Here is a 20,942-nt window from a genome sequence, read left to right on the forward strand (position 1 = left end):
GCTCTTTCGTTACATCCGGCGCGGCCGGGCCTGCTGCCGTGATCGCGCTGCTGCAGCGGGTGTCGGAGGCCCGCGTGCGCATCGCGGGCGAGACGGTGGGCGAGATCGGCGCCGGCCTGCTGGTGTTGCTCTGCGCCGAGCGTGGCGATACCGAGTCCGAGGCGGACCGGCTGCTGGCCAAGCTGTTGAAGCTGCGCATCTTTGGCGACGACGCCGGCAAGATGAACCGCAGCGTGCAGGATGTGGCAGGGGGCCTGCTCGTCGTCAGCCAGTTCACGCTGGCAGCCGATACCTCCAGCGGCACGCGGCCGGGTTTCTCCAACGCTGCCGCGCCTGCGGACGGCCAGCGGCTGTACGACTACTTCGTGCAGCGCGCACAGGCCGCACACGCGCCGGTGCAAACAGGCCGTTTTGGCGCAGACATGCAGGTGCAGCTGACCAACGACGGGCCGGTGACGATTCCGCTGACGGTGCGGCCTCAGTAGGGGCTCTTGTAGCCCAGGCCCGCCAGGATCTCGATCTCGCGCGCTTCCATGGCCTCGGCGTCTTCCTCGCCGGTCTCGTGGTCCCAGCCTTGCGCGTGCAAGGTGCCGTGCACCAGCAGGTGCGCGTAGTGGGCCTGCAGCGTCTTGCGCTGCTCCTTGGCCTCGCGCGCAATCACTGGCGCGCACAGCACCAGGTCGGCGGTGACGAAGGGCGCCTGCGTGTAGTCGAAGGTCAGCACATTGGTGGCGTAGTCCTTGCCACGGTAGTCGCGGTTGAGCGCCTGGCCTTCTTCGGCATCGACGATGCGCACGGTGATCTCGCCATCGGCTTCCAGCGCGTGGCGAATCCAACGCGCCACCTTGTGCCGCGGCAGCGCGGCGCGGTGCAGGGCCGCCTCGGGGAAGCGGGCGAACTGCAGGGATAGGGTCAGGTCATTCAGCATGAAATATGGCTCTAGCCCAGGTGGATCCTGGGCTTATAGCTATTATTTTTGATATCAGGCCGCACTGCGCTTGCGCGCGGCGGCTGGCCGGCTGGCGGCGTCATAGGCATCGACGATGCGCGCCACCAGCGGGTGGCGCACCACGTCGGCGGTGGTGAAGCGGGTCACGGCGATGCCCTTGACCCGCTGCAGCACCCGCTCGGCCTCGACCAGGCCGCTCATGGCGCCCTTGGGCAGGTCGATCTGGCTCACGTCGCCGGTCACCACCGCGCGCGCGCCAAAGCCGATGCGGGTCAGGAACATCTTCATCTGCTCGGCCGTGGTGTTCTGCGCCTCGTCCAGGATGACGAAGGCATTGGTGAGCGTGCGCCCGCGCATGAAGGCCAGCGGCGCGATCTCCAGCGCGTTGCGCTCGAAGGCCTTGACCACGCGGTCAAAGCCCATCAGGTCGTACAGCGCGTCGTAGAGCGGGCGCAGATACGGGTCCACCTTCTGGTTCAGGTCGCCCGGCAGAAAGCCCAGGCGTTCGCCGGCCTCTACCGCCGGGCGTGTGAGCACGATGCGCTGCACCGCGTTGCGCTCCAGCGCATCGACCGCGCAGGCCACCGCCAGGTAGGTCTTGCCGGTGCCGGCCGGGCCGATGCCAAAGGTGATGTCGTGGTTGGCGATGTTGTCCAGGTACAGCGCCTGGGTCGGGGTGCGCGCGCGCAGGTCGGTGCGGCGCGTGGCCAGCGGCGAGCCGCCGTCCTCGCCCATGCCGCTGTCGCCGGCCAGCATCAGCTGTATCGTGCGCGGCTCGATCGGGCGGTCGGCCAGTTCATACAGCGCCTGCAGCAGCTCCAGCGCCTGGTTCGCCTTGGCCTTGGGGCCATCCACCTTGAACTGCTCGTGCCGGTGGGCAATGGAGACATCCAGCGCCGCCTCGATGCTGCGCAAGTGCGCATCGGTCGGGCCGCACAGATGCGACAGGCGGTTGTTGTTGAGGGGGGTGAAGGTGTGGCGGACGATCATTGGAGTGGCGGCAGGTAGGCGCCTATTGTCACCAGAACGAGCCCACCCCCAGGCTGCGCGCACTGCGTGTCGCTCCGCCTCCCCCCTTCGAGGGGGCACATCCGGCGGCCCGGCGGAGCCGGCTCCGCGGATGTCTTGGCATGGCCTGCTCCGCGGCCTTCTGTCTCTTTATGGGGCGCACGCCGCTAACATGCCCCCATGCTGATGCCCCATTCCTCCCCCCGCTTCGCTCCCACACCAGGAGCCCGCCCATGATCGGCCGCCTGCAAGGCGTGCTCGCCGAGAAGAACCCGCCGCAGGTGGTGCTGGACGTGCAAGGCGTGGGCTACGAGGTGGATGTGCCCATGAGCACTTTCTACAACCTGCCCGCCACCGGCGAGCGGGTGACTTTGCTCACCCACTTCGTGGTGCGTGAGGATGCGCAGCTGCTCTACGGCTTTCTCACGGCACAGGAGCGCGATGCTTTCCGGCTGCTGGTGAAGATATCGGGCATAGGCCCGCGCATGGCGCTGTCGGTGCTGTCGGGCATGAGCGTGCCCGAGCTGGCCCAGGTGGTCTCGCTGCAAGAGGCCGGCCGCCTGGTCAAGGTGCCCGGCATCGGCAAGAAGACCGCCGAGCGCCTGCTGCTGGAGCTCAAGGGCAAGCTCGGCGCTGACATCGGCGTGCGCGCCGACGCCGCCAACGACGCCCAGATCGACATCCTGCAAGCCCTGGTGGCCCTGGGCTACAGCGACCGTGAGGCCAGCGCCGCCCTCAAGGCCTTGCCGCCAGAGGTGGGCGTGAGCGAGGGCATCAAGCTGGCGCTGAAAGCACTGGCAAAGTAGGGCGTTTGCGGCGATGCTGTCCGCGCCTGTAGGGCGCGGGTTTCATGGTTGGTTGTTTCAAATTGTGTACATTTCTGTCTTCATTTGAAGGGAGAGAACAATGCTGCGCAGGTTTGGGCAATGGTGGGCGACAGGGGTACTGGCCGGCGTGCTGGCTGCATGCGGTGGCGGCGGAGACGGTGCAGGCACCGCAACCAGCCTGGCGGCACAAAGCGCCCCAGAGGCAACATCGCCGGCCACACCGCATGTGGCGGTCGACCGCGCGGAATCCTTCGTGCAGACCGATGCCGGCGCGTCCGAGCTGCACGCCCCGCGTGCGCGCAGCCTCCGCGCTGCGCCACGGGCCAGCGCCGTTGCGCTGCAACCGCTATCCACCGCCCGCGCCGCCGCTGAAGCACCGGTGCCGGGTACGCCCCGCCGCATCGGCGTGGGCCGTGTCCTGTCTGAGACCGCCGACAGCGCCGGCACCCGCAGCCGCCTGCGCTGGTCGCCTGCCGCCGGCGGCGGGCAGATCGCGGCGCTGAGCTTTACCTCGCCCGGCGCGGTTGAGCTGCGCCTGGGCCTGCTGGTGCGCCAGCTGCCTACCGATGCCGTGCTGCGCATCTACGCCCAGAAGGCCGACACCGCCTACGAAGTGTCGGGCCGTGAAGTTCTGGCCACCATCCAGCGCAACCTGGACGCTGGCGACAGCGGCGACGCCGCCCGCACCTGGTGGGCGCCCGCCGTCACCGGCGAGGAAGCCACCGTGGAAATCCTGCTGCCTGCCGGGGCCAAGCCATCGGCGGTGGAGCTGTCGGTGCCGCGGCTCTCGCACCTGTATGCCTCGGCGGCTGACAGCGAGGTCAACCTGGCCAAGATCGGCCAATCGGCCAGCTGCGAGATCGACGTGACCTGCACCAGCGGCAACGACGACCAGAGCAATGCCACGGCGCGGCTGTCCTTTGTCGACTCCAGCGATGGCGGCAGCTACCTGTGCACCGGCACCCTGGTGGCCGACAGCGCGGCCAGCGGCATTCCCTATCTGCTCACGGCCAACCACTGCATCTCGAACCAGTCGACCGCCTCGACCCTGACCACCAATTGGTTCTATCGCGCGGCGTCTTGCGGGCGCCTGGTTACCAGCGCCAGCGTCCGCACCTTGACCGGCGGTGCGGCACTGCTCTACGCCACGTCCGATACCGACACGGCTTTTCTGCGCTTGAACGCCCAGCCGCCGGCCGGCGTGGTGTATGCGGGTTGGTCGTCCAGCGTCCAGTCGCTGAACACCTCCGCCGTCAGCGTGCACCATCCGGAGGGCGACCTGCAGAAGTTCACCAGCGGCTATCTGCAGTCCTTCCTGAGCTGCGGCACGGGGCTGAGGTTCTCTTGCTACCCCGCCACGTCGCAGACCGGCAACTACCTCAACGCCATCTGGACCTCGGGCACCACCGAGTCGGGCAGCAGCGGCTCGGGCCTGTTCTCGGTCATTGGTGGCAAGCGCTACCTGGTCGGCCAGCTCTATGGCGGCAGCGCCAGTTGCAGCTTGCCCAGCGGCTCGAACATCTACGGCCGCCTGGACGTTGCCTACAACGCGGCACTGAGCCAGTGGCTCAACCCGGTGCCCGCAGCGACGACCACGGCCACGCGCACTCCGGTCTACCGCTTCTACAACGGCAGCACGCGCGCCCACTTCTACACCACCAACGCGGCCGAGCGCGACTACGTCATCGCCAACTATTCGGCTTTCAGCTATGAGGGCCCGGCCTTCTATGCCTATGCCAACACGGGTTCAGGCCTGTCGCCGGTCTACCGTTTCTTCAACACCCGCACCGGGGCGCACTTCTTCACCATCTCCGCCAGCGAGCGCGACTACGTGGTGGCGACCTACCCCGAATATGCATACGAAGGCCCGGCCTGGTATGCGCAGACCGGCGAGGGCAATGGTGCGCAGGCGGTCTACCGCTTCTACAACACCGGCTCGGCCACGCACTTCTACACCATCAACCAGGCCGAGCGGGACTACGTGCAGCAGAACTATTCCGCCTTTAACTACGAAGGCGTCGGCTACTACGCCTGGACGGCGCAGTAAGTTTTCCGGCATGGGTGAGGGCAGGGTGTCAGCCTCGGTATAGTGGCCGGCTGCCCCGAGTAGCCCGCCCCGCCCGTGCCATGACCATCCAGACCGACGACTTCGCCCCCGCGCCGGCACCCGCCCGGCGCGTGGTCTCTGCCGCGCCCGCCTCTCCCCAGGAAGAGGCGATCGAGCGCGCGCTGCGCCCCAAGCTGCTGGACGAATACATCGGCCAGGCCAAGGTGCGCGAGCAGCTCGACATCTTCATCGGCGCCGCACGCAAGCGCGGCGAGGCACTGGACCATGTGCTGCTGTTCGGCCCGCCCGGCCTGGGCAAGACCACGCTCAGCCACATCATCGCGGCCGAGCTGGGCGTGAACCTGCGCCAGACCAGCGGCCCGGTGCTGGAAAAGCCCAAGGACCTGGCCGCGCTGCTGACCAATCTCGAGAAGAACGATGTGCTCTTCATCGACGAGATCCACCGCCTGAGCCCGGTAGTGGAAGAAATCCTCTACCCCGCGCTGGAGGACTACCAGATCGACATCATGATCGGCGAAGGCCCCGCCGCGCGCAGCATCAAGCTCGACCTGCAGCCCTTCACCCTGGTGGGTGCCACCACCCGCGCCGGCATGCTCACGAACCCGCTGCGCGACCGTTTTGGCATCGTCGCGCGGCTGGAGTTCTATACCGCCGAAGAGCTGGCGCGCATCGTCAAGCGCAGCGCCGGCCTGCTCAACGTGCCCACGGACGAAGAGGGCGGCTTTGAGATCGCCCGCCGCAGCCGCGGCACGCCGCGCATCGCCAACCGCCTGCTGCGCCGCGTGCGCGACTACGCAGACGTAAAGGGCGACGGCCGCATCGACAAGGACATCGCCAACCGCGCGCTGGCCATGCTTGACGTAGACCCGCAAGGCTTCGACGTGATGGACCGCAAGCTGCTGGAAGCCGTGATCCACCGCTTCGACGGCGGCCCGGTAGGCCTGGACAACATCGCGGCCAGCATCGGCGAAGAGGCCGGCACCATCGAAGACGTGATCGAGCCCTACCTGATCCAGCAAGGCTACCTGCAGCGCACCCCACGCGGACGCATCGCCACGCTGGCGGCGTTCAAGCACCTGGGCGTGGCGCCGCCGCAGGGTGGGGTGGATTTGTTTGGGGGATGAGCTGGGCTGCCTATCTGGCAGTGAACATGCCGTCGTCGAGGCAGTGTTGGCTGGAGATTTTCTGAGCTGCCTATCCGGCAGTGAACCTGCGGGGATTTTTGGCGGCGGCGGTGGGCAGTTTCTGAGCGGCCTATCCGGCAGTGAACCAGGCTCAGGCCGAGGCCCTGCAGATGCAGCATTTCTGAGCTGCCTATCCGGCAGTGAACAAACGCGGGGTTAGCTCCCAGCGCAGCGAGTTTTTCTGAGCTGCCTATCCGGCAGTGAACCCAGGAGATTGCCCGCGAGGCGCTGGTGGTTGATTTCTGAGCTGCCTATCCGGCAGTGAACGGCGACTGATCGGGTTTCACCGATGTCCCGCATTTCTGAGCTGCCTATCCGGCAGTGAACCCATGCTTACTCCGTCCAGATGAATTCGATGCTTTCTGAGGTGCCTATCCGGCAGTGAACGACAAGGCGGTGGAGCTGGGCAATGCTGCATACTTTCTGAGCTGCCTATCCGGCAGTGAACATCGATACGGCGCCGCGCCTTGCGGCCTTCCTGTTTCTGAGCTGGCTATCCGGCAGTGAACGTAAAACGTGCCGATGATGGCGCGGCTGGAGATTTCTGAGCTGCCTATCCGGCAGTGAACTTTGCGCGCGCGCGGGCTATTGCATGCGTCGTTTTCTGAGCTGCCTATCCGGCAGTGAACGTGGTGGCAAATCCACTACCCGCCCAACGGCTTTTCTGAGCTGCCTATCCGGCAGTGAACTCAAACATGGCCGTTTTTGAGACCGAGGGTTTTTTCTGAGCTGCCTATCCGGCAGTGAACATCCGGGCCAGTTGGACCGCATGTATCCAACGTTTCTGAGCTGCCTATCCGGCAGTGAACCGCTGGTTGGTGTAGAAGTTCTGGCTCTGGGCTTTCTGAGCTGCCTATCCGGCAGTGAACGCCGAAGGGATGTAAGCGCGCGGCAAACCCATGTTGACCGCCGCTGGCGGTCATGGCTGATGATCAGATGCTGGCAGGTTGCCAGCGATGTGGCAGCAGCTCATCGATGCGGCCGGCCTTGTGCGTGGGCAGCCGGGTCAGCACATCCTTGAGGTAGGCATACGGGTCATGCTCGTTCATGCGCGCCGACTGGATCAGGCTCATCACGGCAGCTGCCCGCTGGCCCGCGCGCAGGCTACCGGCAAACAACCAGTTCGAGCGCCCAAGGGCAATGGGCCGGATCTGATTCTCGATCCAATTGTTATCCGCCGGCAGCTGCGGGTCATCGACGAAGCGCGTGAGCGCAGCCCATCTTTTGAGGCTGTAGTCCAGTGCCTTGGCCGTCGCCGAGTTGCCCGCCACCTGCTGGCGCTGCAGCACCATCCATTGATGCAAGGCATCCAGTATCGGTCGGCTGTATTGCTGGCGTACCTGCAGCCGCTCTGGTGCCGCTAGGCTCTGAGCTTGCCGTTCGATCTCATAGACCCGGGCGAACTGCGCCAGGGCCAATTCGGCGATCTGGCTCTTGCCCGCCGCGTGCAGCTCGAAGAACTTGCGCCGGGCATGCGCCAGGCAGCCGGCCTCCGTCACGCCTTGAGCAAAGCTGGCTTTGTACCCGGCGTAGTCGTCGCAGATCAGACTGCCGCGCCAGTCCCCCAGGAAGATGCGGGCATGTTCCCCGGCGCGTGACTCGCAGAAGTCATAGACCACGGCACGCGTGGCTTCAAACGCTCCTGGGGCATACGCCCACAGGTAGGCCCGGTGCGTTTTACCGTTGCCCGGCTTGAGCATGGCCACCGGGGTCTCATCACCGTGCAACACCCGGTGGCCGAGCACCTCGGCCTTCAGGGCATCGACCAGCGGTTGCAGCCGCGCACCGCAGGTGCCCACCCATTGCGCCAAGGTGGATCTTGGAATCGCCAGACCGGCGCGACCAAAGATGTTCTCCTGCCGGTACAAGGGCTGGTGATCGGCGTACTTGGCCACCAGCACCTGGGCCAGCAGGCCGGCTGTCGGGATGCCTTTGTCGATGACGTGGGCGCCCACCGGCGCCTGGGTGATCGTCTGGCACTGGGCGCAGGCCCACTTGCCACGGATGTGGCGCTCCACCGTGAAGACGCCGGGCACGTAGTCCAGCTTCTCGGCCACGTCCTGGCCGATGCGCTTGAGCTGACAGCCGCAACCGAGCGTGCCGCAGGTGGTGGATTCGGGTTCATGGAGGATCTCGCGCCTGGGCAGGTTCGCCGGCAGCGGCGTGCGCTTGGGCTGCTGTTTGTCGGTGGCAGGTTGAGCCGCTCGTAACTGCTCGATCTCGTGAGAGACGGCGGCCAGATCGCTGTCGAGCTCTTCTTCCAGCAGGCTCCTCTGATCGGCGCTGTGCCGCTCGGATTGGGCGGCGAACTTCAACTGCTTGAGCAGCGCGCACTCATAGGTGAGCTTCTCGTTGAGCGCGCGCTGGTGACGCAGTTCGGCCAGCAGGCGCTGGGTCACTTCGCGCAGTTGCTCTGCGTCCAGTTCGCTCAGGGCCTGCTCGTCGATCACCATGGCTGGCAGTGTGCCCGCTCACCCTGGGTCCGGCCATTGACGCATCTCCCGATTGCCACGGCCACGCCCCTACGCCGACGATTCAGACCACGGTGATGGCACCTTGCGAGCCCACACGCTGCCAGGGCAGGCCCAGCACCAGGGCGTTGAGCTGGGCGTGTTCCAACGCCACGTTCGGACTGCCTGCCGGTGCCCAGACGAACTTGCCCTGGTGCAGTCGGCGCGCAGCCAGCCACAGTCCCACGCCGTCGTGCACTAGCACCTTCAGGCGATTGGCGCGCTGGTTGGCAAAGACGTAAGCGTGGTGCGGCTGGGCAGAGCCGAAGGTGGCGATCACCCGCGCCAGCGCGGTGTCGGTGCCTGCGCGCATATCCAGCGGGGTGGTGGCCAGCCAAGCCGCGTCAATCCTGATCATGTGCGGATCACCGCAGTAATTCGCGCAGCATCTGGGCGCACTCGGTAGCAGCGGATAAGGGCCAGTGCACGGTCACGGACATGCCGGGGCGCTGGCATTCGATGCGGATGCCGTCCGCTGACGTTGGCAAGGGCGCTGATGGTAGCTCCCCAGTAGACGCCGGCGGTACTACGCTCAGCTCGATGGGGATAAAGGCCGGGGGTTGGGAAGCAACGACCGCAGTGCTGACGCCAACTTCAAGACGGTGAAGTCCCTGCGCCCATTCCTTGAGCCAGCGGTGCAGTACGTTGGCGTTCATGCCATGTTGCAGGGCTACCGCAGCAATGGACGTCCCGGGCTGTCGGCAGGCGGCCACCAGTTCGGCCTTGAACTGCGGGGTATAGGTGCGGTGCGTACGCCGCTGCGCATAGCGCGGTGTCTGAGGGTCTTTGAGCATCGTGTCCACGCCAATGTTGCGTGCACACGATCTTGCTCAGCCTCACCACCTCATTCAAGATGGGTTCGCCAGCCGCTTACGAAGGGATCGCCGCGGGCAACGCGCAGACATTTCTGAGCTGCCTATCCGGCAGTGAACACAAGCGTCACTCGGAGTTTGACGCCGAGCACTTTCTGAGCTGCCTATCCGGCAGTGAACATTCATGGCGTCGCCGATGGTCTGCGCCGTTTTTTCTGAGCTGCCTATCCGGCAGTGAACTGCCCGGTATCGGTGGATCGGGCCGCTCGGGCGTTTCTGAGCTGCCTATCCGGCAGTGAACCGCGCAGCCAGGCCTTCTGCGCTGGCGCGGGTTTTCTGAGCTGCCTATCCGGCAGTGAACCGGGCGCGGGCCTGGTTGGTAGCGCGATGAGTTTTCTGAGCTGCCTATCCGGCAGTGAACAGTTCGAATGTTTGGGCATGGCAAGCACTCTATTTCTGAGCTGCCTATCCGGCAGTGAACATGAATGAAATCGCCGCGACGCAGCGTGCAAATTTCTGAGCTGCCTATCCGGCAGTGAACTTCTGCGTCTCGCGTTCGTCTGCGCTGGAAATTTTCTGAGCTGCCTATCCGGCAGTGAACATGGTGGAGGGGGTGGGGAGCGGTGCGGCGCGTTTCTGAGCTGCCTATCCGGCAGTGAACCGTCCACGATGGAGGCGTCGACGGCCAGGGCATTTCTGAGCTGCCTATCCGGCAGTGAACGCAGTGCCAGGGTGTTGGCGTGGCCGTCGTACTTTTCTGAGCTGCCTATCCGGCAGTGAACATCTCGAATATCAGGGCACGCGTTCGACCCTTTTTCTGAGCTGCCTATCCGGCAGTGAACTCTTGAACATGTTGGGTTTTGGTGGCGGTGGCTTTCTGAGCTGCCTATCCGGCAGTGAACCATCACCACGGCGCGCTGCAGCCTGGGCTGGCTTTCTGAGCTGCCTATCCGGCAGTGAACCTGGATGCCGCGACGTTGCAGGACTGCCTGCTTTTCTGAGCTGCCTATCCGGCAGTGAACGCCGCCTACGGTTCTCTACCCTTTGCCGAGCATTTCTGAGCTGCCTATCCGGCAGTGAACGCGGGCGCACTTCGAAGCCCGCTGGCGCAGGTTTTCTGAGCTGCCTATCCGGCAGTGAACGCATGCTCAGGCCTCGATCTTGGCCCCGGCCATTTCTGAGCTGCCTATCCGGCAGTGAACTAGACAGGAAAACCCGCAAGCCATTGACTAGAAAAGGAAATATTGGAAATCTCCAGGTTTCCCCCTTTCACCCGCGGGATCTATAAGTCCTTGTTTTTATTGAACTTCTCGTATCGGCCGAAAAAAGGGTCAAGAAATCAGAACCAGGGAACGGTGGCGTTGGGGCTCAGTCCGTAGGCTGAGAATTTCCCGCCCACCGGGGCGGCCTGCACTGCCAGATGCTCAATGAACAGTGCAAAGTTCTGGCCTGTACTGCTGCTGCGTAGGTGGACGTGGGGCAGTGGCAGCAAGCGTTCTACCGTGTCCGGGATGTGCTGGCACGCCTCTTCATAGGTCCATCCCTTGCGGCGCATCTGTCGCCGGCGGATGCGATCGGCACTGGAATGTGCTTGCACCCGGCGGACGATGCGGTGCCGGGCGTTCTCCGGCGCAGGCCGCGCCGGGGACGAAATGACGTGATCCTGCATGCCTTGCAACCAGTCTTGGGTAGATAGCACTTGCAGCCTCTTCTGCGTACCGTGCAGGCGCAGGCTATCGCCTAGCGTGATGCGCTGGGCGTCGAACTGCGGAAAGCTGATGCCGATGTCGTCGGCCTGCAGTTGCACCAGCGCGCGGTGCAGTTTGGCGAATAGCGTCTCCATCAATTGCACTGCCGGCAACTCAGGATCCGGGCGCAGGCGGATGTCGAGGTAGTGGTCCATGGTTGGCCCCTCAGTCCTTGCCGGAGTCACCAAAGACGCCGCCGCGCACCAGTGTGGCAATCACAAAGTGCTGCTGCTCCGCAGTGGGCACCTTGTCCTTGAGGATCCAGTTGTCCAGCAGCGAGTAGAAGTCTTCATTGCCCTTGGGCACGCGATAGGCTTTGCCGTGCGTGGTGACGGAGCCATAGGGCTCTACCGCGATAGGGCCCAACTCGCCTGCGCCGGCATACCAGTTGTCGATGGTGCGCAGAGCATTGCCGATCTTTTGCGAGTGAATGGCAGCGATTTCGCTCACGTGGTACAGCGTTTTGCTCTTGTCGCCACGCCCGCGATCCAGGATCAGCTCCTGCGAGGGGAAAACTTCTTGCCCGGCGCCCAAGCGTACGAAAGCCGTCACCTCCAACAGCACATGTTGTGTACCCGACAGGCCTTTTGCGATCAGTGCGGCCACTTCGGCCAACGCTGCCCCGTGGTGAGCCGGCATGTCGAAGCCGCGCAGCGACAGCGCCAACGCGTCGAAGGTCCAGCTCGCTGCTGCCTTCCCGTCCACCAAGTGGGCAATGCGCACCTCCACTTGCTCTGCTCCTACACGGTTGCGCCACAGGAAGCGGCCATTGGCCAGATTGGTGGCATAGCGCCGTGCCAACTCGGTAAAGCTGTGCGTTTGGACATAGCCTTGTACTGTTTCCAGCAACTTCTTGCGGTAGTCGGCCTCATTGCAGGCAGAGGGGGTGCCGGTGCCGGCCAGCACACGTAGCGTGAAGCGAGTCTGCAAGGTGTCAGCATCGCTGGGAAGGGTTGCCACGTCCACCGTTTGCAGATTCGGATTCTGAATGGCGGCATCGAGCTTGGCGGGATCTTGCTGATTGGCTTTGAGGCGATTGGAGATGGTGCCGCGCACGGATTTCTCGCGCACGGCCACGGGTGTCCAGCGGGTGGCGTCGTCGCGATGGGCCCAGGCGCCGGCGAAGAGCAACGCGTCGGACGGGTCTAGCTTGCGTTCGAAGGCGAGGACGGAGGCGGTTTTGAGGGAAGTGGTGGTTGCCATGATGGTCGGTCCCGTGAAATCAGTTGAAGGAGAGCAGCTCGTCGGCCGCATGACCGGTTGGTGCGTTCTGTGGCACCGGCACCAGCGGCCGGTAGTCGTTGCGGCAGCGGTACAAGCCGGCATCGGGCTGGTGGTTGGCGTACCACAGCAAATCAGCCAGTCGCGTCAGGCGGTGTGGTGCGATCCACTGGCCGGTGGAGTACAGGCTTTCCACAAAGCGCATGCGCGTGGTCTGGTCGCGGCCATGGCGAACGGCTCCGGCGGGGTAGAGACTTGACAGCGCGCCGTACCCGACGGGGATAGGCACGATCCAGCCATCGTCATGGTCGTGCTGCCATTCCACCTTGCCGTCGGGGGGCGGCGCGCCACCAGAGGCAGGGCGTGGCCGCCAGTTGAACCGCGCCAGATCGAGCCATGCATCCAGCGCATGCGCCTGGGGATCCTGGGCGCGAAGCTGGGCCAGGCGTTGCTGCAGCAGGTCATCGCGGCTGACCAGCGCGAAGCCCGGTAGCCACTGCCGACGCAGTGCCCTGAACTGCTTCGCCGCATCTTCCGGGTCTTGTGCAATGCGAACCAGCTCAGGGCGGATGCGCCGCCCAGGGCCGCGTACAGGCGGAAGCACGCTACCGCCAGCCACCCGCATGGATGCCACGATTTCCCCCACCCGCCGGGCCAGTGCTTCTTGCGCAGCTTCCTCCCGCAGCAAAGGGTTGTCCGACGGGCTGCCGTTGACACCAATCACTAGTGTGATGTCCAGGTGGATACGGCCTTCTTCCACGATGGCGGCCGTGCTTCCATCCTTGCCCACCGGGTTGCGGCTTAGGTGGAAAGTACGCACGTAGCCCGCGTCGTTGACCTGTTCCTGGTGTGCATGGCAGATGGCGCCAATACCGACCGGTCGCAGTGGAATGTTCTCTGCGGCCAATTTGCGCCCCAACGCCCATGCAAAGCCCAAAAAGGCGCTCATGGCGGGAAAGCCATGCGTCATGGGGCTGGATATGGCATTGGCGTTCTGGATACGCAGGTGGGGCAGCACGAGTAGGCCCCCACAGTGCGGCAGAACTGCTGTGGTGCCAGTCATGCTTTTCCCTCCCGTGCAGGGATGTAGGTGGGGGCGCCGAGCCGGCCGCGCATGCCATGCAATTCGCTGGCCCAGCCCGTATCGCGCTCGTCCACCAGCAAAGCCTTCTTCCACTCGCGCTGAGTCACTTCGCTGCCGTGCAGCAAGTTGTCCAACTGCTTGTTGAGCCAGTTGCCGAAGCGGTGGCCAATCTGTGCAGGCCAGTCCTGCTGCATCCACTGGGCAAGAAAGTCGGCTTCGTCCGCCAGCGCTGCACGCTCCGGGTCCAGCCATAGCCGCTCGGCTTCGTGCAAGTCGCAGCGCTTGTCCGCACTCCAGCCGGCCTCAAGCCCGTGCTGGAATCGGCCGGCCATTTCCAGCAGCTCATCAATCAGTGCCTCGATGGCTTCGTCCACCCGGTTACGGGTGTCTTTGTTGGGGGACGGGTCGGATTTCAAAAAATAGAGGAGGTCTCGCACGATGGTGCGGACTTCCTTGCGGTACCCGTACACCTTCTCGAATACCGAGTCCATGTGCCACGGTGTGCTCACGTCCTGCGATTTCCACGACGGTGGCAGCGATCCCAACAGATAGTTGCTGCCGCCCCGTTCGCTGTTGAGCTGCGAGATGTTCTGGGGCTTGGTACCCCCGAGCTTTTGCACGGCCAGGTTGGGGTAATCGTGGTAGGCGCGACCATGCGCCCGTTTGTCGCGGCGGGCCTGCCGCGCTTCCTTGTTGGCATCGCCAAAGCGGTCGTCCTGCAGTGTCAGGAACGCAGCATGGGCCAGAGAGCTGGCATACAGCGGAGCCAGCAGATGGTAGGCGTCGTCGTATGTGGGATCGGTGCCTTCGGCCAGCCAGTACAACTGCTTGGCCTGCGTGTGGCTGGAGACCGCATCGCCGCGTGGTTGAGTAAGGCCCACAAACGCGTCACGCCACGCCGTGGCCTGCGCGGCATCGTCGCTCAATGCGGCCTGCGCGTCGGCATCGCCCGTCAGCAGCCATTCGAGCAACGTGCGGCCATCCACGTCCAGCTTGAGCAGCTTGTAAACGTCGAGCGCGGCGGCGTTGCCCACCACGTCGCTGGCGAACTGCGGGCCCAGTACGTGGCTGCCCAGTTCTGTGCGCTGAGGCAACTGGCTGGGCGGAACATACAGGTTGGTGCCCCGCGCATCGGGATGGATGGGCTTGAGCGAATGGGTCACCGCTTGGATCTGCGCCACACGGCGAGCCGCGTCAGCCAGCCATGTACTGCGCTGATGCTGTGCCGTCAGTGCTGTACGTTGAGGGTCGTCGGGCGGGAGCTTGTCGGTCTTGGTAGCCAAGCGTACTTGCAAGAACGCTTCAATGGCCGCGTGGACGCGCTCACGCCGCCCTGAAGAAGGGGGGGCAGACATAAGATTCCTTTGCTCTTGACGAGCAGAAAGTAGAATCCCCTGAGCAACCAATGCCCAGGGGCGTTGAGAAAACGGGTTAAGCCGTGATCAACGTAATAACTTTTCGTGTTTGATAAACACAGGGTCCTCCTATCGGCGCAGCTACGCAGCTATTGGTTGTAGAACTGCCCAGACCGCTCCAACGGTCTGGGCAGTTTGCATTGTGGGGGTCTTCGGCTGATTGGTCAATACCACTGCTCTTTTTCTTTCAGACCACTGCTCTTTCGCTTGATGGTACATGCGGCAGCTACACTGTGCGGCACTGCCGCATAGGCAGCTCAGAAAACTGCCCTTTTGCTTTCGGGTACTTTGTTCACTGCCGCATAGGCAGCTACCGTTCCTTGGAGAACCCTAGCAGGGGGTGGAATCTCCACCCTTGCGTCGCGTCCGGCAAACTGACTACCGCAAAGCGGCGCGCGCATTCATAGAGCGAAAGATCCAGTGCCTCGGCATGCTCACGCAGCGCCGCCATGAAATCGACCTCGCCCCATGGCGCAATGCGTTCGCCTTGAACCGCCGTTGGTGGCACACGGTGGTTCTGGCTACCATCCACCAGCACATAGTCCAGTTCTCCCCGGCGATCCCCTTTGACGACCCGGTGTAGCTCATAGTCTTCTTCATCCTCATTGGGGAGCAACACCAGGTCCAGACGGAGAAGCGGGTCGTACCGGAAAGGCTGTTGCTGCGCCAACACGCCGGACAGATGCGCATCGGGCGAAAGCCAAGAGGTGGCGGCGTTGAGTGGTGCAGCAAGGGCCGACGGTGTAATTGCTTGCGGCAGCATGCGCGCTGCCAGCCGCGCATGTTCCAGGTCGACCAATCGCTCCCGCGGGGCCAGCGGCGCATCGGTGCGCGGCAGGATGCGCGGGCGGGCGTCGATGACGTCGCGCTCTTCAGGTGCCAACAGGCGTTGAAGGTCATGGTGCATGAGGCGGAAATCGTGGTCGTTCTCAAACCCCGGTTTGCAGAATGCAGCTTGCCCTGGGTGATCGAAGTGACGCAGGTTGTGATTGAAGATCAGCAGGTTGGGTTTTTCCACGGGCGCGGGCCGATGGCGTCGGATACGGCCGGCCAACTGGATCAAGGAGCGCATGGAGGATGGCTCTGCCACGGCCCAGTCGTAATCATGGTTGCGGCCCACGTCCGCAATAGGAGACCCCAGCACGATAAAGAGCTGATCCTGCTCCGCATAGCCATCCAGCCGCTGCCGGATGTCGGGCAAGTCGAATACCGAAAATTCCTTTTGGCGGTCGAGTGCTGTGTCGAGCCGGTACTCGATGGCCGAGCGCATCAGCAGTGGAAATTGCGAGTGGTACACGCACAGATGGATGCGCGTGTTCTTGAGGGCGTCTTGGGCATACAAGGCCAGCGCCACGTCAAAGAGCGGATCGATGTTGGCCATGCGTACCAACCCAAAGCTCACGCGCTTGCCGCTGTGCGGGTCGATGCTGCGGTGTTGTTGGTGCAGGTGCCATGCCGCTCCACGCACTTGGTGCGCGAACTGGCCGCGGCGCTCGCCGCGCTCCAGGCCGGAAAACGGCGCATCGATGAGCTGGGCTCGCCGACGCACGGTTTCCTGCCCCAGTCGTGTGTGGCGCGCCTGTGCAAATTGCAAATGCGCGACCCGGTAGGCTGTGGCGTCTGCACAGTTGTGTGCCGCGGTGCCGAACTCATCGAACCACGCGCAAACGATGGCGGGTTCTCGTCTGGCCCGCTCACCTCGGTGGCGCTGAAAGGCCCGCCGGCCCTCCAGGTAGGCCAGGAACAGGCCCTCGACCAGCGCCGGTGGCAAGGTGGCCGACGACAGCAGCACGCGGCTGCCCAGCAGGCCAGCCCAATGCACGAGCCGGGTCAAGGCGGGCAGGTCGTCGATATCGAAGTCGTCGATCTCATCAAGCACCAGGTCGCTGCTCATGAGTCGCAGCATCGGCGCTATCTGGTGCCCGCCACGCAGGCTCTCGGTAGCTGGGACCAGGTGGTCCACGGTGCATACCAACATAGGCGCAGCCAGCAGCGAGCGTACCTGCGGATCGGCACTGAGCCGTTGCAGCAAAGGGTGCTGGTCATTGCCTTCGAAGAGCACGCGGCCATCCTCGGGCAGCAGGTCCTGGCGCGATGCGGAGCCTTGCTGTTCGGCCTGTTCCGCGTAGAGATTGAACAAGGCGCGGCTGGCGGCGCCGCCCACCTTGATGGCCAGCTCGTCACCCGACAAATTCAGCATGTCCCGGAAGGCGCGTCCTGTCTGCAGTGTCAGGGTGCGCAGGCCCATGGCGAAGGCGCAACGCATGCCTTGCTGAGGGTTCGACAGCGCGTGCATGATGCGCGCGTTGGCCAGCGTCTTGCCGCAGCCGGTGGACGCCATGTTGACCAGGAATGCTCCCTGGCTGTCCGCACGTTCGCGCAGCGATGCCGCCAGATCGGTCGCCTTGTCCTGCCAGCGAAAGTGTTCGCTGTCGCTGCGCTTCTTGAGGCCCTTGTGGCGCAGCCGGGGCAGGTGACGCTCGATGCTCGGCAATGCATGGATGGCCAGGCCCGCCTGCCGCTCCACACCGAGCAGATGCTCATCCAGCGTCTGGCAGAGGATCGATTGCTGGCTGGTGCCACGGCGGGTATTGGCCCAGAGCGGGTACGACGGGTTGAGCAAGGGCTTGCGTTCAGGCGCTGTGTCGTTCTGGAGGCTGGAGTAGTGGTGGTCGGCCAGCATCAAGCCCAGTCTGGCAATGTGGGCGATGTATGGATCGTTCTGCCAATCGCTCGCTGCTGGCTGGTCCGCGAAAGCCAGCAGCCTCTTTGCCAGGCTCGCTGCGCGTTTGCGCCATGGTGTTGTGGTTACTGGCAAGCCATGGGGGAAGTCCCAGTAGGGCTCGATGGCTGCTCGGTCAGTGGTGTCGCAAGGCTCATTCCAGTGAGCGTCAATGCGTGCGGGCAGGTTGTGCAGCAATTCGGACTGAAAGTCGGGCACTCGTGTGCCCTGCCGCTTGTAGCCGCCATTTGTTCTATCGGGCACGGGGATCACCGGCAGGCGGTGGTGCGTCAGCACCAGCCAGCCGACGAGGCGCGCCAACGGCGGCATGGCTGCCAGGGGTCTGTTGTTCGCCGCCAGGCTGTCCAGCCCGTCGCGCAGCAAATGGTCTTCGGCTAGCCAGCTTTGGTCGTCTCCCGGTGTGGGGGCCATCAGCCGCTGCAGCCACTGGGCATCGCTGTCCTTTCCCACGAAGGCCTGAAAAAGACGGAGCGAAATCCATTCGTGGCGGTACAGGTTCTTGCTGCGGGGGCCGGTTGCTATCAGCATGCTCTGGAATACTTGGCAGGCTTTGCCCAAGTCATGCAGCAGTGCAGCGAGGGCCGTCACCAGGTAGATCAGGTCCAGACTGTGCCAATCGTTCTCGCTGTCTCGTCGCAGCACGTTGCGTGCGGTGGTATTAGTTGGCACCGCGCCTTGCGCATTGAAACGCCCCGTGTCCCCCACCACCCAAAGCAACTCGCTGTGATCCAGACCGCGGATCCAATGGCAGGCCACGGCCGTGTTCTTGCGCGCGGTCTTGCGCAGCAGTCGGCGCAGCGTGTCCAGACCATCCTTGGTGATGGGCGTTTGCCAGGTACGGTCGCCGCGCCGCTCGGCGAACTGGTCGAGGATGCGGCGCGTTTCGGTCAACGCCCGCTTGTCGCACTGGGAGATCAGCAGGATGTTCATGGTGCGGGTGGCGGGGGCGTGGCGGCGGCCTGCGCCTGGCGGCCGACCTGCAGTGCCACGGCCTGGATCGTCTCGATCATGAAGTCCAGCGCTTCGCCGCGCGTCAGGCTCTCGATGCAGGCGCGGCGGAAGTCCTGCTCTTCTTCACCGCGCACCGCCGAGAGGAAGGCCTGCGGCAGGATGTGCGCGTCCTTGACGAGGTCTGCCACGTCGAACACCAGGCCGCCGCGTCGTGTCTTGCCGTGCAGTACGGCCAGGCCATGGGGCAGGCCCAGCACCCAGGTGGCTGTGGCGCCCAGTCCGTAGGCCAGGTAGTTGCCATGGTCCAGGAAGCCGTTGGCGGGATCCGTGCCGGTGCCACGTTTGGCACGGGTGAAGTCACCGTACTTCGTGGCTTGGGTTGCGAGCTTGAACAGGAGCTTGGTCAGGCGTGCCTCCTCGGTCAGCAGCGCGGTGTTGTCTGGTGCTGCTGCTACGTTGTGAGCGGAGGCATCCAGCGCTTTCTGCAGCGATTCGGCATCGATCGCAAAGCCGGCATCGCGCAATGCCCGGTTGCTGGTCCATTGCTGGCGGATACGCTGTAGTCGCGCTTGCTGGAAGGCCTTGGCGGCTGCCAGCCGCAGCGCGTCGTCGAACCAAAAGCGTACCCAGTGCTGTAGGTATTCCGTGGGGCGGTATTCACTTTGCGGAGAGAACCACGCCACTTCCACATCGACCTCATTGGCGGTGAAGAGCGGGGTACCGCCACCGCCGCAAAACCCGACCAGCACGCCGGCCTTGGCCAGATCGCGCATGGCGGCCTGGGTGACGGAGGTGCCTGTGCCCAGCAACACCGTGGTGGTGTTGGCAATGGGAATGTTCCAGTAGAGCGAGCGCTTGCCCTCGTCCGTCACATACTCGACACGGCCGCCGTTGACCAGTACACGGCAGTGTTCAAGGTAGTAGAGGTTGGCTCGTTTGGAATGCAGGATGGTCTTGAGGTCAGAGGCGGTGATGTCTTGCATGGCGACTGCCAGTCTGCCACTACCGCCGCTATGTGCTCAAGCCGTCGAATCGTCCAGCTCACCGCGCGCCAGATGCGCGTCGTCGGCCCAGCCGACCAATGACAGCCCTTCGGGTGTCCACAGCAGTCGGTTGATGGCGGCGTTGCCCAGTTTCCAGGTGCGGGGGGCTTGCAGTTCCTGGCCGGTGGCGGCGCGGTAGAGCACGTCCATCACGCCGCCGTGGCCGACCACCACGATCTGCTCGCCCACATGGCGTTCTGCCACGGCATGGACGGCGGTGGTTACGCGCTCGCGGAACTGCAGCAGGGATTCGCCGGTGTCGCCAGGACGGAAGGCGGGTTCCCGCGTGCGCCAGAGGCGGGCCTGCTCGGGCAGCTTGGCTTCTATGTCGGCGAAGGTCAGACCCTCGAAGCTGCCAAAGGCGCGTTCGCGCAGGCCGGGGGTTGGTTGCAGTTGCAGGGCGTGCACGTCGGCCACGGCGCGGGCGGTTTCGAAGGCGCGTTGCAGGTCGCTGGCGTAGACCGCCGTGATGGGCTCGTCTGCCAGTGCCCGCGCGAGCTGCCCGGCCTGCCAGACGCCAGTGGCGTTGAGCGGGATGTCCAACTGGCCCTGGATGCGGGTGTCCACGTTCCAGGCCGTTTCGCCGTGGCGGATGGCAATGATGCGGGTGGCGTCCATGGGGTCAGGCCGCAGTGGCCGCGCTGGCCAAGCGGTGGCCACCGTCTGCTTGCCGCCGCGTCATTGGGACGGCAGGGTGGTGCTGACCTGGCGCACGCCCTGTGGTGCAACCGGGAAGCCATGCAGTGCGGCGTCGAGCATCACGGTCAAAACGGTGTTGTTGGCAGGCCGCAGGTCTTCGCTGCTGGCGTGGGTCTCGTACACGACCTGGCCGGTGGCAAGGTCGCGCAGTACGACGTTGACCTGCTGCTGGTAGAGCACGCGATCAGGGAAGCCCCCGCCGCCCCAGCCGCCGTAGTAGCCCCAGCCGCCTCGCCGCCAATAGCCGCCGCCCCAGCCTGGCCCCCAACCGGGGCCCCAGCCTGGACCGCCCCACGGGTCATAGCTGACCTGGCGCTGGCCGTTGAAGCTGACCTGCACGCTGTACTTGGCGGCCGCGTCGTCGCGCCGCAGGCCTACGCGTTCCAGCGCGCCTTGGGCGACCTGCTCCAACTGGTCCTGCATTTGCGGCCGGGTTTGCTGGGAGGGCAGGCGCTCGAAGCGGTAGCTGGCGTTGGCGGGGACTGTCGTCAGCGTGGAGAAGGCCTGGACATCGCTGTCCACGACGCGGGTGGTGGCGCAGCCGGCCAGCAGCAGGGCGGCACCCAGGGCGCCGGCAAGGAGGATGGCTTTCTTTGGTGTCATGGGCATGCTCCGGTAGTCTTGGATGGGCTTGGGGCCCTGTAAAAAGCTTAGACCCGGTTGGCTAGCGCAGTTCCTGC

At 64.6% G+C, this 20,942-nt stretch carries 16 protein-coding genes, 1 pseudogene and 2 CRISPR repeat arrays; of the genes and pseudogenes, 4 read left to right on the forward strand and 13 right to left on the reverse strand.

The features are described from left to right. The first annotated feature begins 38 nt into the window (after positions 1-38). Complete coding sequence (dtd, locus tag AAFF27_04325; GenBank protein XAH24427.1) at positions 39-485, forward strand: D-aminoacyl-tRNA deacylase; 447 nt, start codon at positions 39-41, stop codon at positions 483-485. On the opposite strand, the gene ybeY is transcribed toward dtd, so the two are convergent. Together ybeY and AAFF27_04335 are read right to left on the reverse strand one after the other, a co-directional pair. Then, complete coding sequence (gene ybeY, locus AAFF27_04330; GenBank protein XAH24428.1) at positions 479-928, reverse strand: rRNA maturation RNase YbeY; 450 nt, start codon at positions 926-928, stop codon at positions 479-481. The two genes, dtd and ybeY, sit on opposite strands and share 7 nt — an antisense overlap. Before the next feature lie 54 nt (positions 929-982). Then, positions 983-1,939, reverse strand: coding sequence for a PhoH family protein (locus AAFF27_04335; GenBank protein ID XAH24429.1), 957 nt, complete (start codon positions 1,937-1,939; stop codon positions 983-985). 251 nt (positions 1,940-2,190) lie between these two features. On the opposite strand from AAFF27_04335, the gene ruvA reads away from it, so the two are divergent. The 3 genes and pseudogenes from ruvA (at position 2,191) to ruvB (ending at position 5,946) form a co-directional block, all read left to right on the forward strand. Next, complete coding sequence (gene ruvA / locus AAFF27_04340; protein ID XAH24430.1) at positions 2,191-2,763, forward strand: Holliday junction branch migration protein RuvA; 573 nt, start codon at positions 2,191-2,193, stop codon at positions 2,761-2,763. Between the two features lie 100 nt (positions 2,764-2,863). Continuing rightward, positions 2,864-4,831, forward strand: a complete 1,968-nt coding sequence (locus AAFF27_04345) for a trypsin-like peptidase domain-containing protein (protein ID XAH24431.1) — start codon at positions 2,864-2,866, stop codon at positions 4,829-4,831. Between the two features lie 80 nt (positions 4,832-4,911). Next, positions 4,912-5,946, forward strand: a pseudogene (ruvB, locus tag AAFF27_04350) (Holliday junction branch migration DNA helicase RuvB). Between the two features lie 28 nt (positions 5,947-5,974). Next, positions 5,975-6,905: a CRISPR direct-repeat array (repeat unit 28 nt; unit sequence TTTCTGAGCTGCCTATCCGGCAGTGAAC). 63 nt (positions 6,906-6,968) lie between these two features. Here ruvB and AAFF27_04355 read toward each other — a convergent pair. From AAFF27_04355 to AAFF27_04405, 11 genes are all read right to left on the reverse strand, one after another. Next, entirely contained in the window at positions 6,969-8,489 is a 1,521-nt protein-coding gene (locus AAFF27_04355) for an IS66 family transposase (GenBank protein XAH24432.1), read from the reverse strand. 82 nt (positions 8,490-8,571) lie between these two features. Further along, positions 8,572-8,904, reverse strand: a complete 333-nt coding sequence (tnpB, locus tag AAFF27_04360) for an IS66 family insertion sequence element accessory protein TnpB (GenBank protein ID XAH24433.1) — start codon at positions 8,902-8,904, stop codon at positions 8,572-8,574. Positions 8,905-8,911: 7 nt separating this feature from the next. Then, on the reverse strand, positions 8,912-9,340 hold the full coding sequence (locus AAFF27_04365; GenBank protein ID XAH24434.1) for a transposase: 429 nt from the start codon (positions 9,338-9,340) through the stop codon (positions 8,912-8,914). Positions 9,341-9,450: 110 nt separating this feature from the next. Continuing rightward, a CRISPR array of direct repeats spans positions 9,451-10,560; the repeat unit is 28 nt; unit sequence TTTCTGAGCTGCCTATCCGGCAGTGAAC. Positions 10,561-10,697: 137 nt separating this feature from the next. Beyond that, the gene (cas6f, locus tag AAFF27_04370) at positions 10,698-11,261 is read right to left on the reverse strand and encodes a type I-F CRISPR-associated endoribonuclease Cas6/Csy4 (GenBank protein XAH24435.1); all 564 of its coding nucleotides are present in this window, start codon (positions 11,259-11,261) and stop codon (positions 10,698-10,700) included. Between the two features lie 10 nt (positions 11,262-11,271). Beyond that, positions 11,272-12,309 (reverse strand): type I-F CRISPR-associated protein Csy3, encoded by a 1,038-nt coding sequence (csy3, locus tag AAFF27_04375; GenBank protein ID XAH24436.1) that lies wholly within the window; start codon positions 12,307-12,309, stop codon positions 11,272-11,274. 19 nt (positions 12,310-12,328) lie between these two features. Beyond that, positions 12,329-13,390, reverse strand: coding sequence for a type I-F CRISPR-associated protein Csy2 (gene csy2, locus AAFF27_04380; GenBank protein XAH24437.1), 1,062 nt, complete (start codon positions 13,388-13,390; stop codon positions 12,329-12,331). Next, positions 13,387-14,766, reverse strand: coding sequence for a type I-F CRISPR-associated protein Csy1 (gene csy1 / locus AAFF27_04385; GenBank protein ID XAH24438.1), 1,380 nt, complete (start codon positions 14,764-14,766; stop codon positions 13,387-13,389). The genes csy2 and csy1 overlap by 4 nt, the downstream gene beginning before the upstream one ends. Positions 14,767-15,136: 370 nt before the next feature. Then, positions 15,137-18,499, reverse strand: coding sequence for a type I-F CRISPR-associated helicase Cas3f (gene cas3f, locus AAFF27_04390; protein ID XAH24439.1), 3,363 nt, complete (start codon positions 18,497-18,499; stop codon positions 15,137-15,139). Continuing rightward, complete coding sequence (gene cas1f, locus AAFF27_04395) at positions 18,496-19,503, reverse strand: type I-F CRISPR-associated endonuclease Cas1f (GenBank protein XAH24440.1); 1,008 nt, start codon at positions 19,501-19,503, stop codon at positions 18,496-18,498. The genes cas3f and cas1f overlap by 4 nt, the downstream gene beginning before the upstream one ends. A gap of 36 nt (positions 19,504-19,539) precedes the next feature. Next, positions 19,540-20,181: a histidine phosphatase family protein gene (locus AAFF27_04400; GenBank protein ID XAH24441.1), complete on the reverse strand. Its 642-nt coding sequence runs from the start codon at positions 20,179-20,181 to the stop codon at positions 19,540-19,542. 60 nt (positions 20,182-20,241) lie between these two features. Continuing rightward, on the reverse strand, positions 20,242-20,865 hold the full coding sequence (locus AAFF27_04405) for a DUF4136 domain-containing protein (GenBank protein XAH24442.1): 624 nt from the start codon (positions 20,863-20,865) through the stop codon (positions 20,242-20,244). Positions 20,866-20,942: the final 77 nt, after the last annotated feature.

Source organism: Xylophilus sp. GW821-FHT01B05 (assembly GCA_038961845.1).
In the GTDB taxonomy this organism is placed as follows: Bacteria; Pseudomonadota; Gammaproteobacteria; order Burkholderiales; family Burkholderiaceae_C; genus Xylophilus.

Bases quoted from the DNA above. Each gene is read 5' to 3' on its own strand.
- AAFF27_04335 (XAH24429.1), bottom strand. From the start codon at position 1,939: ATGATCGTCCGCCACACCTTCACCCCCCTCAACAACAACCGCCTGTCG.
- AAFF27_04365 (XAH24434.1), bottom strand. From the start codon at position 9,340: ATGCTCAAAGACCCTCAGACACCGCGCTATGCGCAGCGGCGTACGCAC.
- csy1 (XAH24438.1), bottom strand. From the start codon at position 14,766: ATGTCTGCCCCCCCTTCTTCAGGGCGGCGTGAGCGCGTCCACGCGGCC.
- AAFF27_04405 (XAH24442.1), bottom strand. From the start codon at position 20,865: ATGACACCAAAGAAAGCCATCCTCCTTGCCGGCGCCCTGGGTGCCGCC.
- cas3f (XAH24439.1), bottom strand. From the start codon at position 18,499: ATGAACATCCTGCTGATCTCCCAGTGCGACAAGCGGGCGTTGACCGAA.
- cas6f (XAH24435.1), bottom strand. From the start codon at position 11,261: ATGGACCACTACCTCGACATCCGCCTGCGCCCGGATCCTGAGTTGCCG.
- AAFF27_04355 (XAH24432.1), bottom strand. From the start codon at position 8,489: ATGGTGATCGACGAGCAGGCCCTGAGCGAACTGGACGCAGAGCAACTG.
- csy3 (XAH24436.1), bottom strand. From the start codon at position 12,309: ATGGCAACCACCACTTCCCTCAAAACCGCCTCCGTCCTCGCCTTCGAA.
- ruvA (XAH24430.1), top strand. From the start codon at position 2,191: ATGATCGGCCGCCTGCAAGGCGTGCTCGCCGAGAAGAACCCGCCGCAG.
- tnpB (XAH24433.1), bottom strand. From the start codon at position 8,904: ATGATCAGGATTGACGCGGCTTGGCTGGCCACCACCCCGCTGGATATG.
- AAFF27_04345 (XAH24431.1), top strand. From the start codon at position 2,864: ATGCTGCGCAGGTTTGGGCAATGGTGGGCGACAGGGGTACTGGCCGGC.
- cas1f (XAH24440.1), bottom strand. From the start codon at position 19,503: ATGCAAGACATCACCGCCTCTGACCTCAAGACCATCCTGCATTCCAAA.
- csy2 (XAH24437.1), bottom strand. From the start codon at position 13,390: ATGACTGGCACCACAGCAGTTCTGCCGCACTGTGGGGGCCTACTCGTG.
- AAFF27_04400 (XAH24441.1), bottom strand. From the start codon at position 20,181: ATGGACGCCACCCGCATCATTGCCATCCGCCACGGCGAAACGGCCTGG.
- ybeY (XAH24428.1), bottom strand. From the start codon at position 928: ATGCTGAATGACCTGACCCTATCCCTGCAGTTCGCCCGCTTCCCCGAG.